The following is an 18,637-nucleotide window of genomic DNA, read 5'->3' on the forward strand; positions in this document are numbered from 1 at the left end:
AGCATAAACATTTTGTTTATGCTTTTGTTTCGTGGTAGATTAATTTATGTGATATAATTTTATTGAAGAAAATTATAATGAGAGGAATATATAATGAATAAAGAAATATTTCAAAATAAATTAAACAAATACAAAATTGAAATTAAGAATATGAAAAGAAAATCAAATATATTTGGGATGTTAAGATTGATTTCGATAGTAATATCTTTTATAGCTTTGTACTTTTATTATTCTAGTGGATCAAAGAATATTATATTATTATTAAGTTGTTTTGCAGGTGGTATTATCTTTCTTTATTGTGTACATGAACATAATAAAACTAGAAAAAAGGTTTATAAACTAAAAGAATTGATTGAAGTAAATAAAAAATACATAAAAAGATTTGAAGGTACTTGGATAGAATTTGCTGATAAAGGAAATGAATTTTTGGATAAAGAACACAAGTACTCAAGTGATTTAGATATATTTGGAGCAAAATCATTGTTTCAGCTAATAAATTCAACAAGAACTACATTAGGTAGAAATAGACTAGCATCTTTATTGAAAAATGGAAAAAGAAATGGTGAAGAAATAGTCAATAGACAAAGTGCAGTGGAAGAGATTAGTAAAAAAATTGAGTTTTGTGAGAATATGGCTTCCCCTAGTGAAAAGTATAATGGAGAAGATGGTTCTAAGGAGCTAATTGATTTTTTAGAAAGTAATGAGAAAACTTTTAGAAATTTAAATTTAAGGATTTTAATCAATGGAATACATTTCTTGGATATTATAATTATTGGATTAACTTTGTTTTATAGAGGGAATTTCATTTTAACGTTATTGATATTATTGTTTTATCATGGAGTTTTTGCAGTATATGGATTATGGAAATCCTCAAACTCTTTAAGCGAAATTTTTAAATTTAAAGATATATTAGAAGAATATAGAAGTCTTATTATGAATGTGAAAAATGAAGATTTTAAAGATAAACACTTAATAAAAATGAAAAGTGAATTATTTAATGGGGAGAAAAATGTTCAAGATGCTATAGATGAACTTGAAAAAATCATTAATAAAATTCAGATGAGATATAATATCCTTTCCTTTATAATATTTAATATTATTCTTTTAGGTGATTTTAGATGTGTAATGTACTTAGAAAGATGGAGAAAGGATTATAAATCTAATATTAAAAGATGGTTTGAAGTTATTAACGAGTTTGAGTGTATAATTAGTTTTTCAGTTCTTGTACATACAAATGATAAAGTATCATATCCCAAGATACATGAGAATGGAACTATGTTAAAAAGTTTGAATTTAGGGCATCCTTTAATTAAAAATGAAGAAAGAGTTTGTAATAATGTTGATTTAAGTAACAGAATATTTGTTATAACTGGTTCAAATATGTCAGGTAAAACAACATTTTTAAGAACTATTGGTGTTAATTTGGTTTTAGCCTATGCTGGAGCACCAGTATGTGCTGAAGATATGGAATGCTCAATTATGGATATTAATACTTCAATGAGGATAGAAGATGATCTTAATGCAGGAATATCAACTTTTTATGCTGAATTGAAGAGAATAAAGAAAATAATAGATAGTTCAAATAAAGAAAAGAATATGATCTTCCTAATAGATGAAATTTTTAGAGGAACTAACTCTAATGACAGGATATTAGGTGCAAAGAGTGTTTTGCATAAATTAAATCAATCATGGATAATTGGGGGTATTTCAACTCATGATTTTGAATTGTGTAAACTTGAAGGAGCAGATAATAATAGAATCGCAAATTACCACTTTGAAGAATCATATGAAAATAATAAAATTAAATTTGATTATAAATTAAAAGCAGGTAAATCTACAACTGCAAATGCTCAATATTTAATGAAATTAATAGGGATAGATATTATTACAGATTAGTTAATAATGAAATTATTTTCATATAGTAGTGTTGTTTTCTCATATGGGTAAAATGGTTTATTTAAGAAAATTATGATAGAATATAAATAAGTATAATTATTAACATAAAAGTTGGAGGACAAATGATGGGAAATGGAATAATAAATAAAATTAAAACTTTATTTAATAAAAAAAAGAATGAGAATGAAAAGGAAATAATAAAAAGTCAAAATATTAAAATGGATTCAAAAAAAAATAATGAACAAGAGGTAAACCAAAAATCTAATGAAAAACAAATTTCAAAAGTAAATAATACTAATGAGAATAACAAACACAATACAAACAATACTCATAGAGCTCATAGTAATAGGGCAAATCAGCCAAAAGATAAAAATAACTTAAGTCAAAGTAGAAATGATAACACAAGAAAGAGTAATAAGGGCTATAATGATTCCAGAGATAAAAAGAAAACATATAATCATAAAAATACTAATGAACGAAAAGTATATGATAAAAAAACTAGAGATAATAAATATTCCACTAATAGTGGTAAAGTAGAAACAGAAAATAATAATTTTACTTCAGAAATTGAAAACTTAATTAAAGATATCACCATTGGCATGGTATTTGAAAGTGAAAATTTTAAGGGAGAAATAATAAAAAAACAATCTCATAATTTGAGTTATTCCATAGGAAATAAAACTAATATATTAACATATAGAGAAATTATTGAGAGTTATATTAAATATATTAACACAGGAAGTATTGAAAAAAATTGGTATGAATCTAATTTTAAAAAGAATACTGAAAATAGCAATTTAAGTATGATTAAAGGGATTTTAAATAAATATATATCCAAAAAACAGATTGATTAAAATCAATCTCAGGCTGTTGAAAAAGTCCAATCTCGGCGTCACTAAGGCTCTCTGTGCTGCTCGAGTACATAATGCGTACACTCCGCTGCTCGTTCGCCTTGTTCCTTGATCTTGAACTCTTTCAACAACCTGAAACTCTAAAGACAGAAAACAGAGTGAATACAATATATTGTGATTTTGTCAACAAAATCAGATTGATTAAAAATCAATCTGTTTTTTTATAGTTTAAATTTTCTGAAAAATGTAGTAAAATAATGGTAATGGGAGGTGGAGAAGTGAATTATTTTGAGGAGTTCAAAAAAAGCATTCTATATAGAACCATTAGTAAAATAATCTTAACAATGGGTGTTGTAATTTCATTTATATTATATCTATTAGAAGTACCCTTTAGTGTGAATTTCTGTACAATAATAATCTTTATCCTATCATCATATTATGCTATGACAAAATTTGTTTGTCCAAAATGTGGTAAAAAACTTCAAGTTACAAAATTATTAGAGGAGTATAAGTATTGCCCACATTGTGGAGAACACATATATATTCCACAGAATGATGAAAATATCTTTTATTAATCATGTCCATTGCCTATTCCTTTGATAAAAGACCTTATCTAGATTTTATAAAATAGTTAATTAAAGATATCTTTTTCTAAAGAATTGGTAAAACAGTATATATAAACAAATAATTTTATAAAATAGTTTGTGAAAAAGTATAAATGACGATATAATAATAGATATGAAGTTTTAAAAATAATGTTACAATAGTTTATATTGACTAATATGGAGGATGAGGGGTTTTGAAAGACAATCATAGGACTGTGTATATCATGCTCTCCTATACTGGTACGTTTCTTAGTAAAGCTATAAAAAAATATACTAAGGCACCATATTCACATGTATCAATTTCATTAGAACAAGATTTAACTAATTTCTATAGTTTTGGTAGAAAAATATCTTTCTGTCCCATATGGGGTGGTTTTGTTACTGAAGAGCTTGATCAAGGGGTGTACAAGCGTTTCAAAAATGCTGAATGTGGAATTTTTGAATTTAAGGTTAATGAGGATGAGTATTTAAGATTAAAGGATGCTATAGAAGAGTTTCAAGAAAATGCAGATAAATTAAGGTATAATTTCATAGGACTAATTACATGTGCAATAGGAGTTTCTTATAAGAGAAGCAATTATTATTTCTGCTCACAGTTTGTTGATGTAATATTTAAGAAAGCAGGAATACAAATAGTGGATAAGCCTAGTGAATTTGTTACTCCTACAGATTTCCTTGAGGCAGATGAGTTTAAATTGATTTACACAGGTAAGATAAAAGATTTAGCTTGTAATGGTATAGAAGTATTGGTATAAATCTGCAATTATAATTTATATTATTTTATTATTATTTTAAGGGGGATTGAAATCAATCCCCCTTAATTTGCTATTAAAAATAAATGTGACATAATTTTAAATTATAAATTTATTAATCTCTTTATCCAGTGTATCAGATAAATCTTCAATAATTTTTGAATCATCGTTAAGAATAGAAAGATTTTTATTTATCTCATCATATTGTGAAGAAATTTCATCGATATTAGCCGAAATTTCCTCTGATGTTGAAGTAATCTCTTGAAGTAATGTCAAAGTAGTATCTTTTTTTACATTTATAGACGAAGCTGAAGCAGTGATATCTTTAACTAAATTAGCAAGGTTATCTAATGAAAAAGATAGTGATTTAATGTCACTTACAGCTGTATTAGTTATGTTAAGGTTATCAGAGGAAACAATTATATTTTTACTTGCAGCTGTAGAGGCATTAGATGCTTCAATATCAATCTCATCTATTTTTGTATAAATTATATTTGTAAAATGTGAGGTTTGTTCAGCAAGAGTTCGTATTTCATCAGCTACTACAGAAAAGCCTCTTCCTGCTTCTCCAGCTCTAGCAGATTCAATAGCTGCATTTAAAGCTAACATATTTGTCTTTGAAGCAATTTCTCCAATAGTTGTTATACTATCTTTAATATCATTTAATTTTTTGTTCATGGAATTAATAACATTTTGAATTATTTGAGATAATTCAGCATTCTCATCTGAAGTAGAGGATAGCTTATTTAACTCATTAATGGATTCTACAGTTTTTGTATTTAGTTCGTGTATTTCATTATTAAGATTTTCTGTATTATTTAAGATATCATTAATATCTTTTGAAAGCACCTCCATATCATTAGCTCCTTGTAAATTCATTGAAGCTTGATGTCTTGAGGCTTCATTAATCTCATTAAGGGAAATTTTTATTGTATCTCCTTTTTGTGTTGTAGATTCAAATGTAGAAGTTAATGTATTAGAGAATGAATTTAGTTTATTAGAATGCGTAGATATCTCATTTAATGTAGAGGAAATAGAAAATTTCATTTCATTCAGATCATTTAAAATAAGTGCAAATTCATCTTTTCTTTCTCCTAAATTTTCTCTTTCTTTCAAGTTTAAATTTTTTACAGTTTCAATAGAACCTTGAATCATCCTTAACCATTTCAAAATTCTACTTAATATGTACATGAACATTAATGTTAATGCAATAAAGCTAATTGTTACAATTATTACATTAGATGTAATAATATGCTTAGATAATGATTGAATAGTTTCTTTAGGTTGACCAACAAGTAATTCAGCCAGTTTTTTATCCGTAAAGTGCTTCAAAGCTACTATACATAAAAGAATACATATAATCGATGTAAGAAACATCGTTAATAATGCTTTACGTCTAGTAGTTAAATTTTTTCCCATATGCAAGCTCCCTTCTTGTACATATAAATACTTTAAAGTATTTATATGTAATAATTCAGCATATAAATTAACATAGAAGTTTTTATATTAATTTAAATATCGTTTATAAAAGGGAAAAATTTAGATGCATTATTAATATTTATGTATAGGAGACTTAGCTATGAGTGAGAAGCATAGTATATATTTTCTTATTGATGTATTCGAGAATGAATTTAAAATTATAAAATCATTAAATTTAAAGGATAAAATTAATAATTATATAATTGATGAAGAATATGATAGAGAGTTAAATAGTTTTTCTAATAATAAAGAACATATACAAAGAATAATAAAATTTATGAAGTACTATTATAGAAAAAAAATTGTAAATAAAAAGAAAATAAAATCATGGTTGTTAAATTTATTTTCAGCAAATAATTTTTATGGACAATATTGTGAATTGATGGCTTATGTTTGGATGTTTGAGATGAAAATAAAATTTACTCCTCAAGTAATGATTGATAGTGAAGAACTGCTAAACAAAAAAAGAGTTGAATTGGATGGGGTTATTGATAAAAAAGAAATTTATTTCGATATAAAATCATTTGGAATTCAATTTTATGCAAGAGAGATTTTTAGAAGAAAATTACAAGAGCAATTTAAAGGTAAGATTGTTTATATTGAAGGGTTAAGAGATTCAAGTTATAAAGATATTTCTAAATATGCTTTTGATAGTATGAAAGACATTGTAGAAGCACTTGAAAAGAAACATAGTTATTTTATTGAAGGATTAAGATGGAATATTAGGATACTTGATATAGGTAAAGATAATATAAAGCTTGTTAAGAAAAGACAACGTAAAGAGTTCGATCCGTACAGATTTGCAAGAGAAAATAAATTTTTCTGTATTAGGAAGGCATCTCAATTTACTATAAATAAACCCTTCATATTAATTTGTTCCTTTTCAGATTCTTTCAATAACTTTTATGATAAGGGGAATCTAAAAAATACTAATACTGCTTTGAGAGCATTAGCTAGAAGAACCTTTATGGAATTGAATAAATGCAATAAGAAAGCAATACGATTTGATGGTAGATTAGATGATAATCTTTTAGTGAAGGATGTTGTTAAATACATTTCAGCATTAATTTTTATAAATTTTAATAGCGGTATGAGCAGGATATTTTTAAATCCATATGGACAAAATAAAATTAAAAAAAGTGATATATTTGATATAATTAATGGAAATAGATACACTGATTTTGAAATTGATGATTTTGAATATGATATTTATTAGTAATTTTATTTGATATTCTATACTTATGTGGTAAAATATATAGAGTTAACTTAAATACAAAGGTGGAGAAATATGATAAAAATTGGAACATATCAAGATTTAGAGATAAAAAGAATTGTAGAACACGGTGCATATGTTGGAGTACAAGAACATGATGAGGATGATGTTTTTCTTCCAAAGAAACAAATCCCTAAAGGTGCAGATATTGGTGATGTGATTGAGGTTTTCATTTATAAAGATTCAAAGGACCGATTAATAGCTACAACTAATGAGCCATACGCTCAACTTGGAGAGGTTGCTTATTTAGAAGTTGTAGACAATGCTACAATAGGCGCATTTGTTGATTGGGGTCTTGAAAAGGATCTATTAGTTCCTTTTAAACAACAATATTATAAATTAAGAAAAGGACAAAGTTATCTATTTGCAATTTATGAAGATAAATCAGGCAGACTTTGCGGAACAACATCAGTATACAAATATTTAAGCGATGAATCACCATATAAAACTGGTGACTACGTTAATGGAGTAGTTTACAAGATTAAAGAAGATGTAGGAGTATTTGTGGCTGTTGATAATAAATATAGAGGTCTTATCCCAGAGAATGAGTTGTATAGAAAGGTATATCCAGGAGATGAAATAAAGGCTAGAGTAATTAGAAGAAGATATGATGGTAAACTGGATCTTTCTATGAGAAGAGAGCTTGAAGTTCAAATGGGAGACGATGCTAAGCTAATTTTAGATAGATTGGAAAAGAATGGAGGATTCTTACCATTACATGATAAGAGTAATCCTGATGAAATAAAGGCTGAATTTAATATGAGTAAGAATGCATTTAAAAGAGCTATAGGAAGTCTATATAAAGCAAAAAAAATTACCATTGATAGTGAGGGTATAAGATTAGTTTAATTAATTTAGAACATAAAGAAATAGTTGACATATAATTAATTATATAGTAGTATTAATTAAAATTAATGTAAAAGTTTTGATAAGAGAAAGTACCTTTTAAAGACATGCACAGAGAACTCCAGTATGGTGGAATGGAGAGATGAATTTTTAAGGGAAAATGGTCTTTGAACTGCAGGTCGAATACCTAAATAGGTGAGTAGGTTGAGCCGGGAATTTGCACCCGTTATAGTGCTAGAGTATACGCTATATGCCGTACTTGAAGAGATTGGTATTGTGAGATGTTAATGAATTAGGGTGGTACCGCGAGATATACTCTCGTCCCTTTATAGGGATGGGAGTTTTTATTTTACCCAAAAATTGTATTTTTATTCTCATATATGTATTTAGTTTAACTAAATAACAAATATCTGTCTTCATGTTAAAGGCTAAAAAAGTGAAGGGAGAAATTAAAATGAAAGTATTTATTGGAGGCGCATGGCCTTATGCAAATGGAGCATTACATCTTGGACACATTGCAGCGTTGTTACCAGGAGATGTCTTAGCTAGGTATCATAGATTAAAGGGAGATGATGTATTATATGTCTCAGGTAGTGATTGTCATGGAAGTCCTATTGCTTTAAGAGGTAAGAAGGAGAAGAAGTCGCCTAAAGAGATAGCTGAAAAATATCATAGAGAGTTTGAGAAAACATTCCATGAATTAGATTTCTCATATGATTTTTATGGTGCAACATATTACAAGGAACATTATGAAGAAGTAAAGAGATTACTAGTTACAATTAAAAAGAATGGTTATATTTATGAAAAGGAAAGTGAGCAATTTTATTGTAAAAGTTGTGATGAATTTCTTGCAGACAGATTTATTGAAGGGGAGTGTCCCTTTTGTGGATTGACAGCTAGAGGAGATCAATGTGATTATTGTTCAAAGTTACTCTCCCCAACAGAGCTAATAAATCCTGTATGTAAGAATTGTGGTGAAAGTCCTGAATTAAGAAAAACGAAACATTTATATTTTAAGCTGTCAGCATTTCAAAATGATATAGAGAAATTAGTTAAGGAGAATAAAAATCTTTGGAGAGAAAATGCAGTTAATCAAACTTTATCATATTTAAAAGAGGGATTACATGATAGAGCAGTAACGAGAGATCTCTCTTGGGGAATAGACGTACCATTTGAGGGGTATGAAAAGAAAAAGATATATGTTTGGATAGAAGCAGTTTGTGGATATTTAACATCATCAGTAAAGGTGAGGGAAGATTGGAGAGACTTTTGGGAGGGCAGTGAGGTTAAGAAGTACTTTGTGCATGGAAAAGATAATATTCCATTTCATACAATCATATTTCCTTCAATATTGAAAGGGATAAGTCAAGAGTTTAAACTTCCAGATAGTATTATATCTAGCGAATATCTTACCATTGAAGGTAAAAAACTTTCCACTAGTAGAAACTGGGCGATTTGGACAAAGGATTTTCTAAGTAGATATAATAGTGATTCATTAAGATATTATTTATTAGCTAATGGACCTGAAAGAAGAGATTCAGATTTTTCATGGAAGGACTTTGTGAATCGTCATAATGGCGAACTACTTGGTGCATTTGGGAACTTGGTTAATAGAACTCTTTCATATATTGAAAAATCTTTTGATAATATAATACCTAGTGGCAAGGTTAATAAAGAAATACAAGAATTAACCAAAAACGTATTTAAGAGTGTAGGAGAAAAAATCGAAAATGGTGAGTATAAAAAGAGTATAGAAGAGATATTTAGTTATGTAAGATATGGTAATAAGTATTTTGATAAAGAAACACCATGGATTACTTTTAAAGAGGATAGAGAAAAATGCAATAACACTATTCATAATATTGTTTATATTATTGCTAATCTGTCAATACTTCTAGAGCCATTCTTGCCTAAAAGTGCTAGTGAAATACGAAGAGAACTGGGAATCAATAATATTAAATGGAGTGAAGTTAATATTGAAGGGTTATCAGATTTAAAAGGTGTTAAAAAATTATTTGAAAGAATTGATAAAAAAGCTATAGAAGAAGAATTAAGAAGATTAAATGGACAAAATTAGTTTATTTACTAAGTTTATAGAATTATTTAAGAAATGGTGTTATAATATTTCTTTGCTTTCTACTGATGGAATGTTAGTGAAGAGACCATTGCTTGTTGGAGATGATTTTGTACTTGTGGGTTTTAAAACTGCTGAATGGGAAGAGAAATTATTAAAAAAGTAATTATAGTATTTTCATATGAGGGGGGATCTACTACCCCTCATTTTTATTGAGTAGTCAAATAGTATTTAGTATATTATTAAAAATTATTGAATATTGAGTAGAATGATTAAGCATGTTCAAAGTGAATTTAAAGTAGAAACTGAATTAAAAGATATAAAAGAAGGATTTTTTGATAATGGGAAGTCAATAAAAATCAAAAATGAGTAGTAATAATATAATAAATATAGTCATTTGGAACAAGTTGAAACTATGATTTTAAAACAGATATCTACACCTAGGGAGGCGTATAAACTAATGAAAACTAATAAAATCACAATCATAGCTTTAGTATGTAGTATAGTTATTATTTCCAGTTCAATATTTTTATGTGGGAATAGTAAACAAGCTCAAAATACAAAAGTAGAAAATGAAATTAATAAAAATCAGCAAAAAACTAAAAAAAAATTAAACAGAGAACTATCAGATGAAAAATGGATTGAGGATATTGATTATTTAGCAACTGAGTTACCTAGAAGGCATAAGAACTTATTTTTTAATACTACACAAGATAATTTTCAAAAACAAATAGAAGGATTAAAAAAGCAAATACCATATTTAAATGACAATGAAATTAAGGTGGGATTTCTTAAAATTGTTGCATCTGTTGGTGACGCTCATACAAATGGTTATATTAAAAGTGAAAAACTATTACCACTGAAATTTTATTGGTTTGAAAATAACATTTACGTAATTAACACAAGTAAAAAGTATGAAAACATTCTGTATAATCAACTTGTAAGTATTGATGGGACAAATGTTGATGAAATTATTCAAGGTATCTCTAAAACAATATCACACGAAAATTCACAATGGATTAAAAGTATATTACCTAGATACATAAGTGTACCTGAAAGGTTACATGGTTTAAATATAGTTAAAAATACGGATAGTGCAATTTTTGCCTTTAAAGACCTTGAAGGTAATTTAATTAATATCGATGTTAAATCAAAACATTTCGATGAAAATACAGAATGGGTACTTGAAGAAAATGAAAATACACCCTTGTATAGAAAAAATTCAAGTCAACATTACTGGTACGAATATTTGCAAGATTCAAAAACATTATACTTTAAATATAATAGATGTCGTGTGATGGAAGATAGACCGATGGATGAATTCAGAATAGAATTGTTTAATGTACTTAATGAAAATCAAGCAGAAAGACTTATTATAGATTTACGTAATAATATGGGTGGTGACGACCGTTATTTGAGAGAATTCATTGATAGGATTTTTGTAGTAGAAAAGCAAATGAATCATGCTGATAAATTATTTGTTATAATTGGGAGGGATACATTCTCCTCAGGAGTTTTAGGTGCTATGTATGCTAAGGAAAATACAAATGCTACTTTAATAGGTGAAAGTACGGGTGGCAAACCTAATAGTTATGGTGAAACAAATTACTTTGATTTAAAAAATTCACAATTGAGAGTTTATTATTCAACAAAATATTTTAAAAATATTGATGAAGATATAGATTCTTTTAGTCCAGATGTTAATATAGAAGTTACCTTAAAAGATTATATTGAAAATAGAGATCCTGTTCTTGATAGAATACTGAAAAATAGAAAATAAGTCCAACAGGACGTTTCCATACTAAGATGGAAGGAGTTCTATAATCCCTAACATAACCTTATAATATAATAAAAAAGATTACATATAGAAAATAACTATCATGTAATCTTTTTTTTAATAATATTACGAATCAGATACAGAGTCTTGGTTATTAGTGAAAGATGAAGGAGGATTATTGATTTTATTATATTCTTTTATAAGCTCTTTATATGTTGATAATGGGGCTGGTAAAAATCCATAGTAAGGTGAAATACCGCCGTACTTCATAGAACCACCTAGTTTTGCTATTACTGAAGCACTTGGACGACTCATAAAAAAGTCATGATTTAGTAGTTGTAAAGGAATCATAGTATAATTCTCATTATTAAGAAAAATATTCTCTTGCTTAAATCTATAAATATTCATTAGTATCTCCTTAAATTATTCTCTATAATAATATATATATAATAATAAATTTTGTTAATGCTATTAAAAGTTAAAAATAAATAAGTAAATGATTAAATAAAGTAAAACACATAGATAAATATAATTGACTTGCTGGAAATTTTTGTGTAATATTATAATATTGAGTAATTATGAGGAAGGTTGGGGAGGAAAATGGAACTTACTGTTGAAAAAGCAAGAGAGCTATTAGAAGAAGGTGGAAGATTAAATCCTGGTCAGTGGGTGGGACATTGTATAAACGCAGGACTAGCGGCTAGAAATATTGCTAAAGAGTGTGAGGGATTAGATGAAAATAAGGCACAAGCTTTCGCTATGATACATGATATTGGACGTAGAGTGGGTAGAACTGGTATGAGACATACCTTAGAGGGATATAACTATTTAATTGAATTAGGATTTGAAGATGCTGCTAGAATATGCTTGACTCATTCACATCCAACTGGAGACATGATGGATGGTTGTGGAGAATGGGATTGTGATGAAGAAGAAAAGGAATTTGTTAGAGAATTTTTAGATAAAAAGAAGTTTGATGATTATGATTTATTATGTCAGCTTGCAGATGCATTAGCACTTGACGATGGATTTTTATTAATTGAAAAAAGGTTGGTAGGTGTTTCTATGAGGCACGGATTTAATGATTACACATTAAGAAAGTGGAAGAAGGTTTTCGAAAATAAAGAGTATTTTGAAAGAAAAATTGGAAAGTCTATTTATGATGTTTTACCTGGGGTTATAGAGAACACATTTAAATAGAAACTTAAAAACTACATTAGAGAAATTTTTTAATAAAATTCTTGAACTATTTATCATTTAATGTTAAAATAAGTTAATTTATTACATTTAGGAGGCCGTATTATGAAATTACTAGTTACATGTTGTTGCTGTTGTTTAAATATTAAAGAAAATTTAAAACAGCATTTATGCGGCCAAAATCATAGAGAAACTTTTATTGTGTAAATTTTAAACTAAATATAAATTTATCATAAAGGCTGCAGGATAACTGCAGCCTTTTTTTGATATAAAACTAAAAGGAGGGGAAATAGAAAAGCGAATTGAGAATGGGAAATGGAGAATGTATAATGATGGACATTTCTCTTCGAGAAATTTTAATTTTAATGTTTCTTTTACAATGGGTTTCCACTCGTTTCATAAACATGAAACATTGAATTTTAAATATAATATTTTATCTAAAGATAAAATGAGTAAAAACCTCTTGTCCTAATGAATAATAACATGAAGTTTCTACGAATGCAGAAACATCCAGCATTCTCAATTCTTCATTCTCAATTCTCCATTTGTTTTTAAATAAGGGAGGGTAATTATGAGTATTAAATTCTACAATACGTTGGGAAGAAAAAAAATTGATTTTAAACCTATACTTGAAAATGAGGTATCTTTATATACTTGTGGACCAACAGTATACAATTATGCCCATATTGGCAATCTAAGAACTTATATTTTTGAAGATATATTAAAGAAAACATTAGAATTTAATGGATTAAAGGTAAAACATGTTATGAATATCACAGATGTGGGGCATTTAGAATCAGATAGTGATACAGGTGAAGATAAAATGGTTCTAGGAGCACAACGGGAAGGGAAGACCGTTTGGGAAATTGCAAGATTTTATGAAGAAAAGTTTTTTGAAGATTGCGTAAAATTAAACATTGCTGCACCAAATATCTCATGTAGAGCAACAGAGCATATCCAACAAATGATAAAATTTATTCGAAAGTTAGAAGAGAAAGGGTACACTTATATCTCAAATGGAAATGTTTATTTTTCTATAGATAAATTCCCCTCATATTCAGATTTTGCAGGGTTAAATATGGAAGGGTTAGAGGCAGGAAAGAGAATAGAGATAGATGAAGGTAAGAGAAATCCTATGGATTTTGTATTATGGTTTACTAATTCCAAGTTTAAAAATCAAATCATGCAGTGGGATTCCCCTTGGGGAAGAGGGTTTCCAGGATGGCATTTAGAGTGCTCAGTAATGTCAATGGAATATTTAGGAGAGAAAATTGATATTCATTGTGGTGGAGTGGATCATATACCAATTCATCATACAAATGAGATTGCACAATCGGAAAGTGCTACAGGAAAGAAGTGGGTTAATTATTGGATACATGGAGAATTTTTAGTATTACAGGATGGTAAAATGTCTAAATCAAAAGGTGAGTTTTTAACCGTATCTCTATTGGAAGAGAAAGGGTATGAGCCAATTCACTACAGATTTATGTGTCTTCTATCAAGATATAGAAAACAATTAGTCTTTAGTTATATGGCATTAGATAAAGCTAAACAAGAGTATGAGTTATTAAAAGAGAAGATAAAGAGAGTGTATGAATCCTTAAGCTCAAATGAAGGGTTAATTGATAATGTCGACACAAAAAAATATATTGAGAAATTCAGAGAGCAGATTAATGATGACTTAAATACACCTAATGGAATTACAGTGATTTATGAAGTCTTGAAGGATAAGGAGTTAAATGCACAAGAAAAAATATTTATTATCAATGAATTTGATAAAGTTTTGTCCCTTGACCTTATGAATTTTAGTAAGGAGAAATCACAGAGTGATATTGACGAAGAAAGAATTAATAAATTGCTGATTGAAAGAGCTGAGGCTAGAAAAAATAAAGATTGGTCAAAGGCTGATGAAATAAGAGACTTACTCGAGAAAATGAATATTGAAATTATTGACAATAAGGAAGTAAGCACTTGGAAGTTTAAGTAGAAATAAAAAATTGGATCATTATTGATCCAATTTTTTTGCCTGTACCTTCTTTTGAGCTTGGCTCATATTTTCTGATGAGTATGGATTTGAGTAATCAGTTTTATTATCTTCAATACAGTTATACTTTTGAGTTTTCTTTAAGTATTCCATTTCTTTTTCGAGTTCATTTCTATGGCGTAGTTTTTTTACAGTATCTATGTAATCAAATGCTAAACCAATTCCCCATAGAATTGCAAGATAGTATGCCCAGTCCAGAGACTTATCACCAATAAAATCCATTAAGAAAAAAGCGCCGTTAACAATCAAGAAAGCATTTCTATGTTCTTTAAAATTTCTTTTGAGTTTTAATCTCTTTTTAGCTTCATTCATTAATGCGTTATCCTTCACTTCATTATTAGTATGATTATTGCTCATTTATAACCCTCCTCAAATGTTCTCACTATTTTATTATTTTACAATTAAAAGTAAAAGATGTCAAAAATAATAAAGCTTTGCTAAATGGATTAAGTTTAATTATGTATCATTTATGGGGTTCTAGTACAATATATCAAATGCTATAATATGGAATATAAAGTGGTTTATGAAATTGATTTGATACTAATTTGGAGGGATTAATTTGAGAGTACGAAAAATGAATAATGATAGAATTGAAGAGTTTGTTCAGTACTGCAAGAGTTATAGAGGGCAAGTAGATGATTCATTTTTATATGATGAAGATCTAAGGGATTTTACACCTGATGAAGAGAATCCTACATATATTTTACTTAATGAACAAGGGATAATTATTGGCGCAATATCACTGATAATTGATTCATACAATAGAAAAGGAAAAAAAGCACGTATAAGGATATTTCATAGCATGTATAGAAATAGAGAGTCCTATAGTATGCTACTTGAAGCGGCTTTGAATGAAATTGAAGGAATAGATAAACTCTATAATTTTGTAAATGAAGATAATTCAGAAGTTATTAAGATAATTAAAAGCTTAGGATTTGAAATTGAGAGATACTCTTATTGCCTTGCCAGAGAGAAAGAAGATATTGCTGAAGTAATATTTCCAAAAGAGTATGAACTTAGAACATTACAATTCGGATGGGATGAAGAGGATTGGTGTGTGGTTAGAAATGCTGGATTTGAAAAACTTGCAGGAAGTGAAATTCCTATAACGCCAGACTGGGTAAGTAGTCTGGAAGGTGATGAACTTATATTAGAAGATGGAATGAAACTACTTTATCATAAGGAAAAACCAGTAGGGCAGGTGGCTATGTCTAGAGAAATCACAGAGGATAAATTATACACTTTTATATTCTCATTATGTGTAATACCTGAATATCAAGGAAAAGGACTTGGCAGAAAATTATTAAGAGCAGCTATAAATTTTGGAAAAAGTAAAGGTATGCCTCAATCTATGCTATCAGTAAATGCTGAGAATGAGAATGCATTAAGACTTTATTTTCAAGAAGGATTTAAAAAAATTGAAACAATGGGATGCTATAACTACAGAATAACAGATTTTAACTAATAAAATAAATGAAGTAAGTTAGGAAGTAAATGAAAAAGAGGCTTTTATATGAGCCTCTTTTTTTACTTATAAAAAGTCCAAAGTAATAGAACAAATATTTTCAACAATTTCTTGAAAAAATGGACTTATTAGATTATTCAATACAACTATTTGTAAATTGTATTCAGGATATATACCACTAAATGATAAGAAACCATCTATACCACCATAATGGGATATGGATGTAAAAGGTTTATTCTTAAGTTTTAGATCTTTAATCACTAATCCATATCCATAGAAATCGCCTTCCTCAGTTTTAACATATCTATTAAATAGTTTATTTAAACTATCAGTATTATCCTTATTAAGTTTAAGTAAATAATTATTCCATAAAAATAAATCCTCTACAGTTGAATGTAAAGCACCAGCTGCATGTGGCACACTCATATCAATAAAAGTACAATTCTCTAATCCTGCTTCATGATAATCATAACCAGAGGCTTTATTTAACAGTAATTTATTATCCGTTGAGTAACCAGAATCATGCATATTCAAAAAGTTAAATATGTTTTTTTCAACATAATCTTTATATGAAATACCGCTTACCTTTTCAATAATATAACCTAAGAGAATATATCCCGAATTTGAATATGAGTATTTTTCACCTGGAGTGAAGTTCAATTTCTTATACTTGAATTCATCAATCAATTCATATATTGTATGAGATTTTCTCATCATTGAATCAAAAGTTTCATCATCAGTATAATTAAATATCCCTGATGTATGAGTTAATAAATTATGGATAGAGATTTCATCTCCCTTTGGGTAATCAGAAATATATTTATTCAATTTATCATCTATACTTAATAAACCTTTCTTCTCAAGCTGTAATATGGCAGCAGCAGTAAACTGCTTTGTTAAAGAACCAATACGATATTTTGTATCTTTAGTGTTATCAGTTAGAAGTTCATAATTTGACTTATTGTATCCTCTGCTTAAAAGCTTATCTCCATTTACTGAAATAAGAACAGAACCACTAAATTTATTATCTTTTACTAAATCATTAATATAATGTTCAATTTTATTTTCTAAATTTATTTTTATTTCTTTATTTAACATGATGATTTTCATCCAGATTGAAAAAAATTTTTAATCTGGATTCCCCCCCTTTTTGATGAATCAATTTAAAAACTATTATACCAATATATAACAAATAATTCAATATTTATAACATTATTATATAAAAACGAAGATCCTTAACAAGATATATTTACATATTTAAAATTATGTAAACTAAAACAATGTAAACAAAAAACACTAAACAAGTAAATACGCTCAAATTTAATTATGTATCATTTGTGAGGTTTAATAAAAAATTTAGTGATGATATACTGATATCATTAGAAATGGGGGGGAACTTATATAAATGAGTTGGAGAATTTTATGAATATAAGACTTGAACCAATAAATAAGCATAACTATAAAAAATGTATTACAATGGGGAGCTCTGAGTACATGGCAAGTAATATTTTATCTATTGTTCAAGCCTATGTGTTTGATAATTGGTATCCATGTTGTATATATCACCAGGATACTTTAGTAGGGTTTATTATGTATGCTATTGATGAATATGGGGAGTTATGGATGTATAGATTATATATTGATGAAGTACATCAAAATAAAGGATACGGTACAGCGGCAGTAAAGAAATTATTAACACTTGTAAAAGACAAGTATAATTGTAATGAATTTTTCACTAGTACAAGTCCAGAAAATAAAAGAGCGCTTCATGTTTATGAGAATATTGGATTTAAAAGAACAGGGGATATTATGGATAAAGAAGTTATATTAAGGTATAAATATAGTTAAGGATTTATATTTTTTTAGAGTAAAAAATATGTTAAAATCATAAGAAGTATAGGATGAAATTTCTTGTACATACTGATAAGTAGAAAGAGGAGAAGGAAATGCCAAAGATAACAAGTAGAAATAATGATTTTTTAAAAACATATAAAAATAGAACTTCAGAAAAAATATATAATTTATTAGTTGAACTTATGAATGAAGATAGAAGTGACTTGGCAGAAATGGTCACAAAAATTGATTATTTACTAGAATATACTAGCAATTGTATAAAACTTAAAGATTTCAGAGAAGCTAGAGAAACTTTAAGTAAAGCTAAGATTAGAATAGATAAATTAAAAAGTGAAGGTGGAGATACAGAACATCTTAACTATTTATATGAGGGAATAAAGAAGAAGTGTAAATAAGTTAATTAATGGCTATATTTACAAAAAAAAAAAATGATGATAAAATTAATACATGATTATTTACTTAGGGGGGATATGAATGATTAATTATATTTTAAGATTTAGATGTTCTAACAATGATAAAGCTCC

Annotated in this window: 17 protein-coding genes, 1 pseudogene and 1 other annotated feature; of the genes and pseudogenes, 14 read left to right on the forward strand and 4 right to left on the reverse strand. The window is 27.6% G+C overall.

The annotated features are described in order from the left end of the window. Nucleotides 1-93 precede the first annotated feature (93 nt). The 4 genes from OW730_RS13370 to OW730_RS13385 all read left to right on the forward strand — a co-directional run bounded on the left by OW730_RS13370 (nt 94) and on the right by OW730_RS13385 (nt 4,107). On the forward strand, nt 94-1,896 hold the full coding sequence (locus tag OW730_RS13370) for a MutS-related protein (RefSeq protein WP_271224555.1): 1,803 nt from the start codon (nt 94-96) through the stop codon (nt 1,894-1,896). 125 nt (nt 1,897-2,021) lie between these two features. Next, entirely contained in the window at nt 2,022-2,750 is a 729-nt protein-coding gene (locus OW730_RS13375; protein ID WP_271224556.1) for a hypothetical protein, read from the forward strand. A gap of 275 nt (nt 2,751-3,025) precedes the next feature. Beyond that, nucleotides 3,026-3,322: a hypothetical protein gene (locus tag OW730_RS13380; RefSeq protein ID WP_271224557.1), complete on the forward strand. Its 297-nt coding sequence runs from the start codon at nt 3,026-3,028 to the stop codon at nt 3,320-3,322. A gap of 224 nt (nt 3,323-3,546) precedes the next feature. Then, entirely contained in the window at nt 3,547-4,107 is a 561-nt protein-coding gene (locus OW730_RS13385) for a hypothetical protein (protein WP_271224558.1), read from the forward strand. 96 nt (nt 4,108-4,203) lie between these two features. Here the strand turns inward: OW730_RS13385 and OW730_RS13390 are convergent, their stop codons facing one another. Then, a complete protein-coding gene (locus OW730_RS13390) occupies nt 4,204-5,523 on the reverse strand; it encodes a methyl-accepting chemotaxis protein (protein WP_271224559.1) in 1,320 nt (439 codons plus the stop codon). Between the two features lie 160 nt (nt 5,524-5,683). Here OW730_RS13390 and OW730_RS13395 point away from each other — a divergent pair, with 160 nt between their 5' ends. From OW730_RS13395 to OW730_RS13415, 5 genes and pseudogenes are all read left to right on the forward strand, one after another. Beyond that, nucleotides 5,684-6,799, forward strand: coding sequence for a hypothetical protein (locus OW730_RS13395; RefSeq protein WP_271224560.1), 1,116 nt, complete (start codon nt 5,684-5,686; stop codon nt 6,797-6,799). Between the two features lie 72 nt (nt 6,800-6,871). Continuing rightward, nucleotides 6,872-7,705, forward strand: a complete 834-nt coding sequence (locus OW730_RS13400) for a CvfB family protein (RefSeq protein ID WP_271224561.1) — start codon at nt 6,872-6,874, stop codon at nt 7,703-7,705. Between the two features lie 67 nt (nt 7,706-7,772). Next, nucleotides 7,773-8,031 (forward strand) — a binding site (T-box leader). Nucleotides 8,032-8,156: 125 nt separating this feature from the next. Continuing rightward, nucleotides 8,157-9,779, forward strand: a complete 1,623-nt coding sequence (metG, locus tag OW730_RS13405; protein WP_271224562.1) for a methionine--tRNA ligase — start codon at nt 8,157-8,159, stop codon at nt 9,777-9,779. A gap of 46 nt (nt 9,780-9,825) precedes the next feature. Continuing rightward, nucleotides 9,826-9,942 (forward strand): annotated as a pseudogene (locus tag OW730_RS13410) (arsenate reductase family protein); the annotation flags it as partial. A 294-nt stretch (nt 9,943-10,236) separates the two neighbouring features. Then, a complete protein-coding gene (locus tag OW730_RS13415; protein WP_271224563.1) occupies nt 10,237-11,556 on the forward strand; it encodes a S41 family peptidase in 1,320 nt (439 codons plus the stop codon). Between the two features lie 123 nt (nt 11,557-11,679). Here the strand turns inward: OW730_RS13415 and OW730_RS13420 are convergent, their stop codons facing one another. Continuing rightward, nucleotides 11,680-11,961 carry a hypothetical protein gene (locus OW730_RS13420; RefSeq protein WP_271224564.1) on the reverse strand — a complete coding sequence of 94 codons (282 nt, stop codon included), beginning with the start codon at nt 11,959-11,961 and terminating at the stop codon, nt 11,680-11,682. 192 nt (nt 11,962-12,153) lie between these two features. Between OW730_RS13420 and OW730_RS13425 the strand changes: the two genes are divergently transcribed. Together OW730_RS13425 and cysS are read left to right on the forward strand one after the other, a co-directional pair. Further along, a complete protein-coding gene (locus OW730_RS13425; RefSeq protein ID WP_271224565.1) occupies nt 12,154-12,753 on the forward strand; it encodes an HD domain-containing protein in 600 nt (199 codons plus the stop codon). A 568-nt stretch (nt 12,754-13,321) separates the two neighbouring features. Continuing rightward, the gene (cysS, locus tag OW730_RS13430; protein ID WP_271224566.1) at nt 13,322-14,737 is read left to right on the forward strand and encodes a cysteine--tRNA ligase; all 1,416 of its coding nucleotides are present in this window, start codon (nt 13,322-13,324) and stop codon (nt 14,735-14,737) included. Nucleotides 14,738-14,755: 18 nt separating this feature from the next. Here cysS and OW730_RS13435 read toward each other — a convergent pair whose 3' ends face one another. Further along, nucleotides 14,756-15,151: a 2TM domain-containing protein gene (locus OW730_RS13435; RefSeq protein ID WP_271224567.1), complete on the reverse strand. Its 396-nt coding sequence runs from the start codon at nt 15,149-15,151 to the stop codon at nt 14,756-14,758. Nucleotides 15,152-15,353: 202 nt separating this feature from the next. Here OW730_RS13435 and OW730_RS13440 point away from each other — a divergent pair, with 202 nt between their 5' ends. Then, nucleotides 15,354-16,259 carry a GNAT family N-acetyltransferase gene (locus OW730_RS13440; protein WP_271224568.1) on the forward strand — a complete coding sequence of 302 codons (906 nt, stop codon included), beginning with the start codon at nt 15,354-15,356 and terminating at the stop codon, nt 16,257-16,259. 66 nt (nt 16,260-16,325) lie between these two features. Here the strand turns inward: OW730_RS13440 and OW730_RS13445 are convergent, their stop codons facing one another. Continuing rightward, nucleotides 16,326-17,369, reverse strand: coding sequence for a serine hydrolase domain-containing protein (locus tag OW730_RS13445; protein WP_271224569.1), 1,044 nt, complete (start codon nt 17,367-17,369; stop codon nt 16,326-16,328). Nucleotides 17,370-17,681: 312 nt separating this feature from the next. On the opposite strand from OW730_RS13445, the gene OW730_RS13450 reads away from it, so the two are divergent. Then, complete coding sequence (locus OW730_RS13450; protein ID WP_271224570.1) at nt 17,682-18,107, forward strand: GNAT family N-acetyltransferase; 426 nt, start codon at nt 17,682-17,684, stop codon at nt 18,105-18,107. Between the two features lie 98 nt (nt 18,108-18,205). Then, complete coding sequence (locus tag OW730_RS13455; protein WP_271224571.1) at nt 18,206-18,508, forward strand: hypothetical protein; 303 nt, start codon at nt 18,206-18,208, stop codon at nt 18,506-18,508. Nucleotides 18,509-18,637 lie beyond the last annotated feature (129 nt).

The sequence above is a fragment of the Oceanirhabdus sp. W0125-5 genome, assembly GCF_027938815.1.
GTDB lineage: Bacteria > Bacillota > Clostridia > Clostridiales > Clostridiaceae > Oceanirhabdus.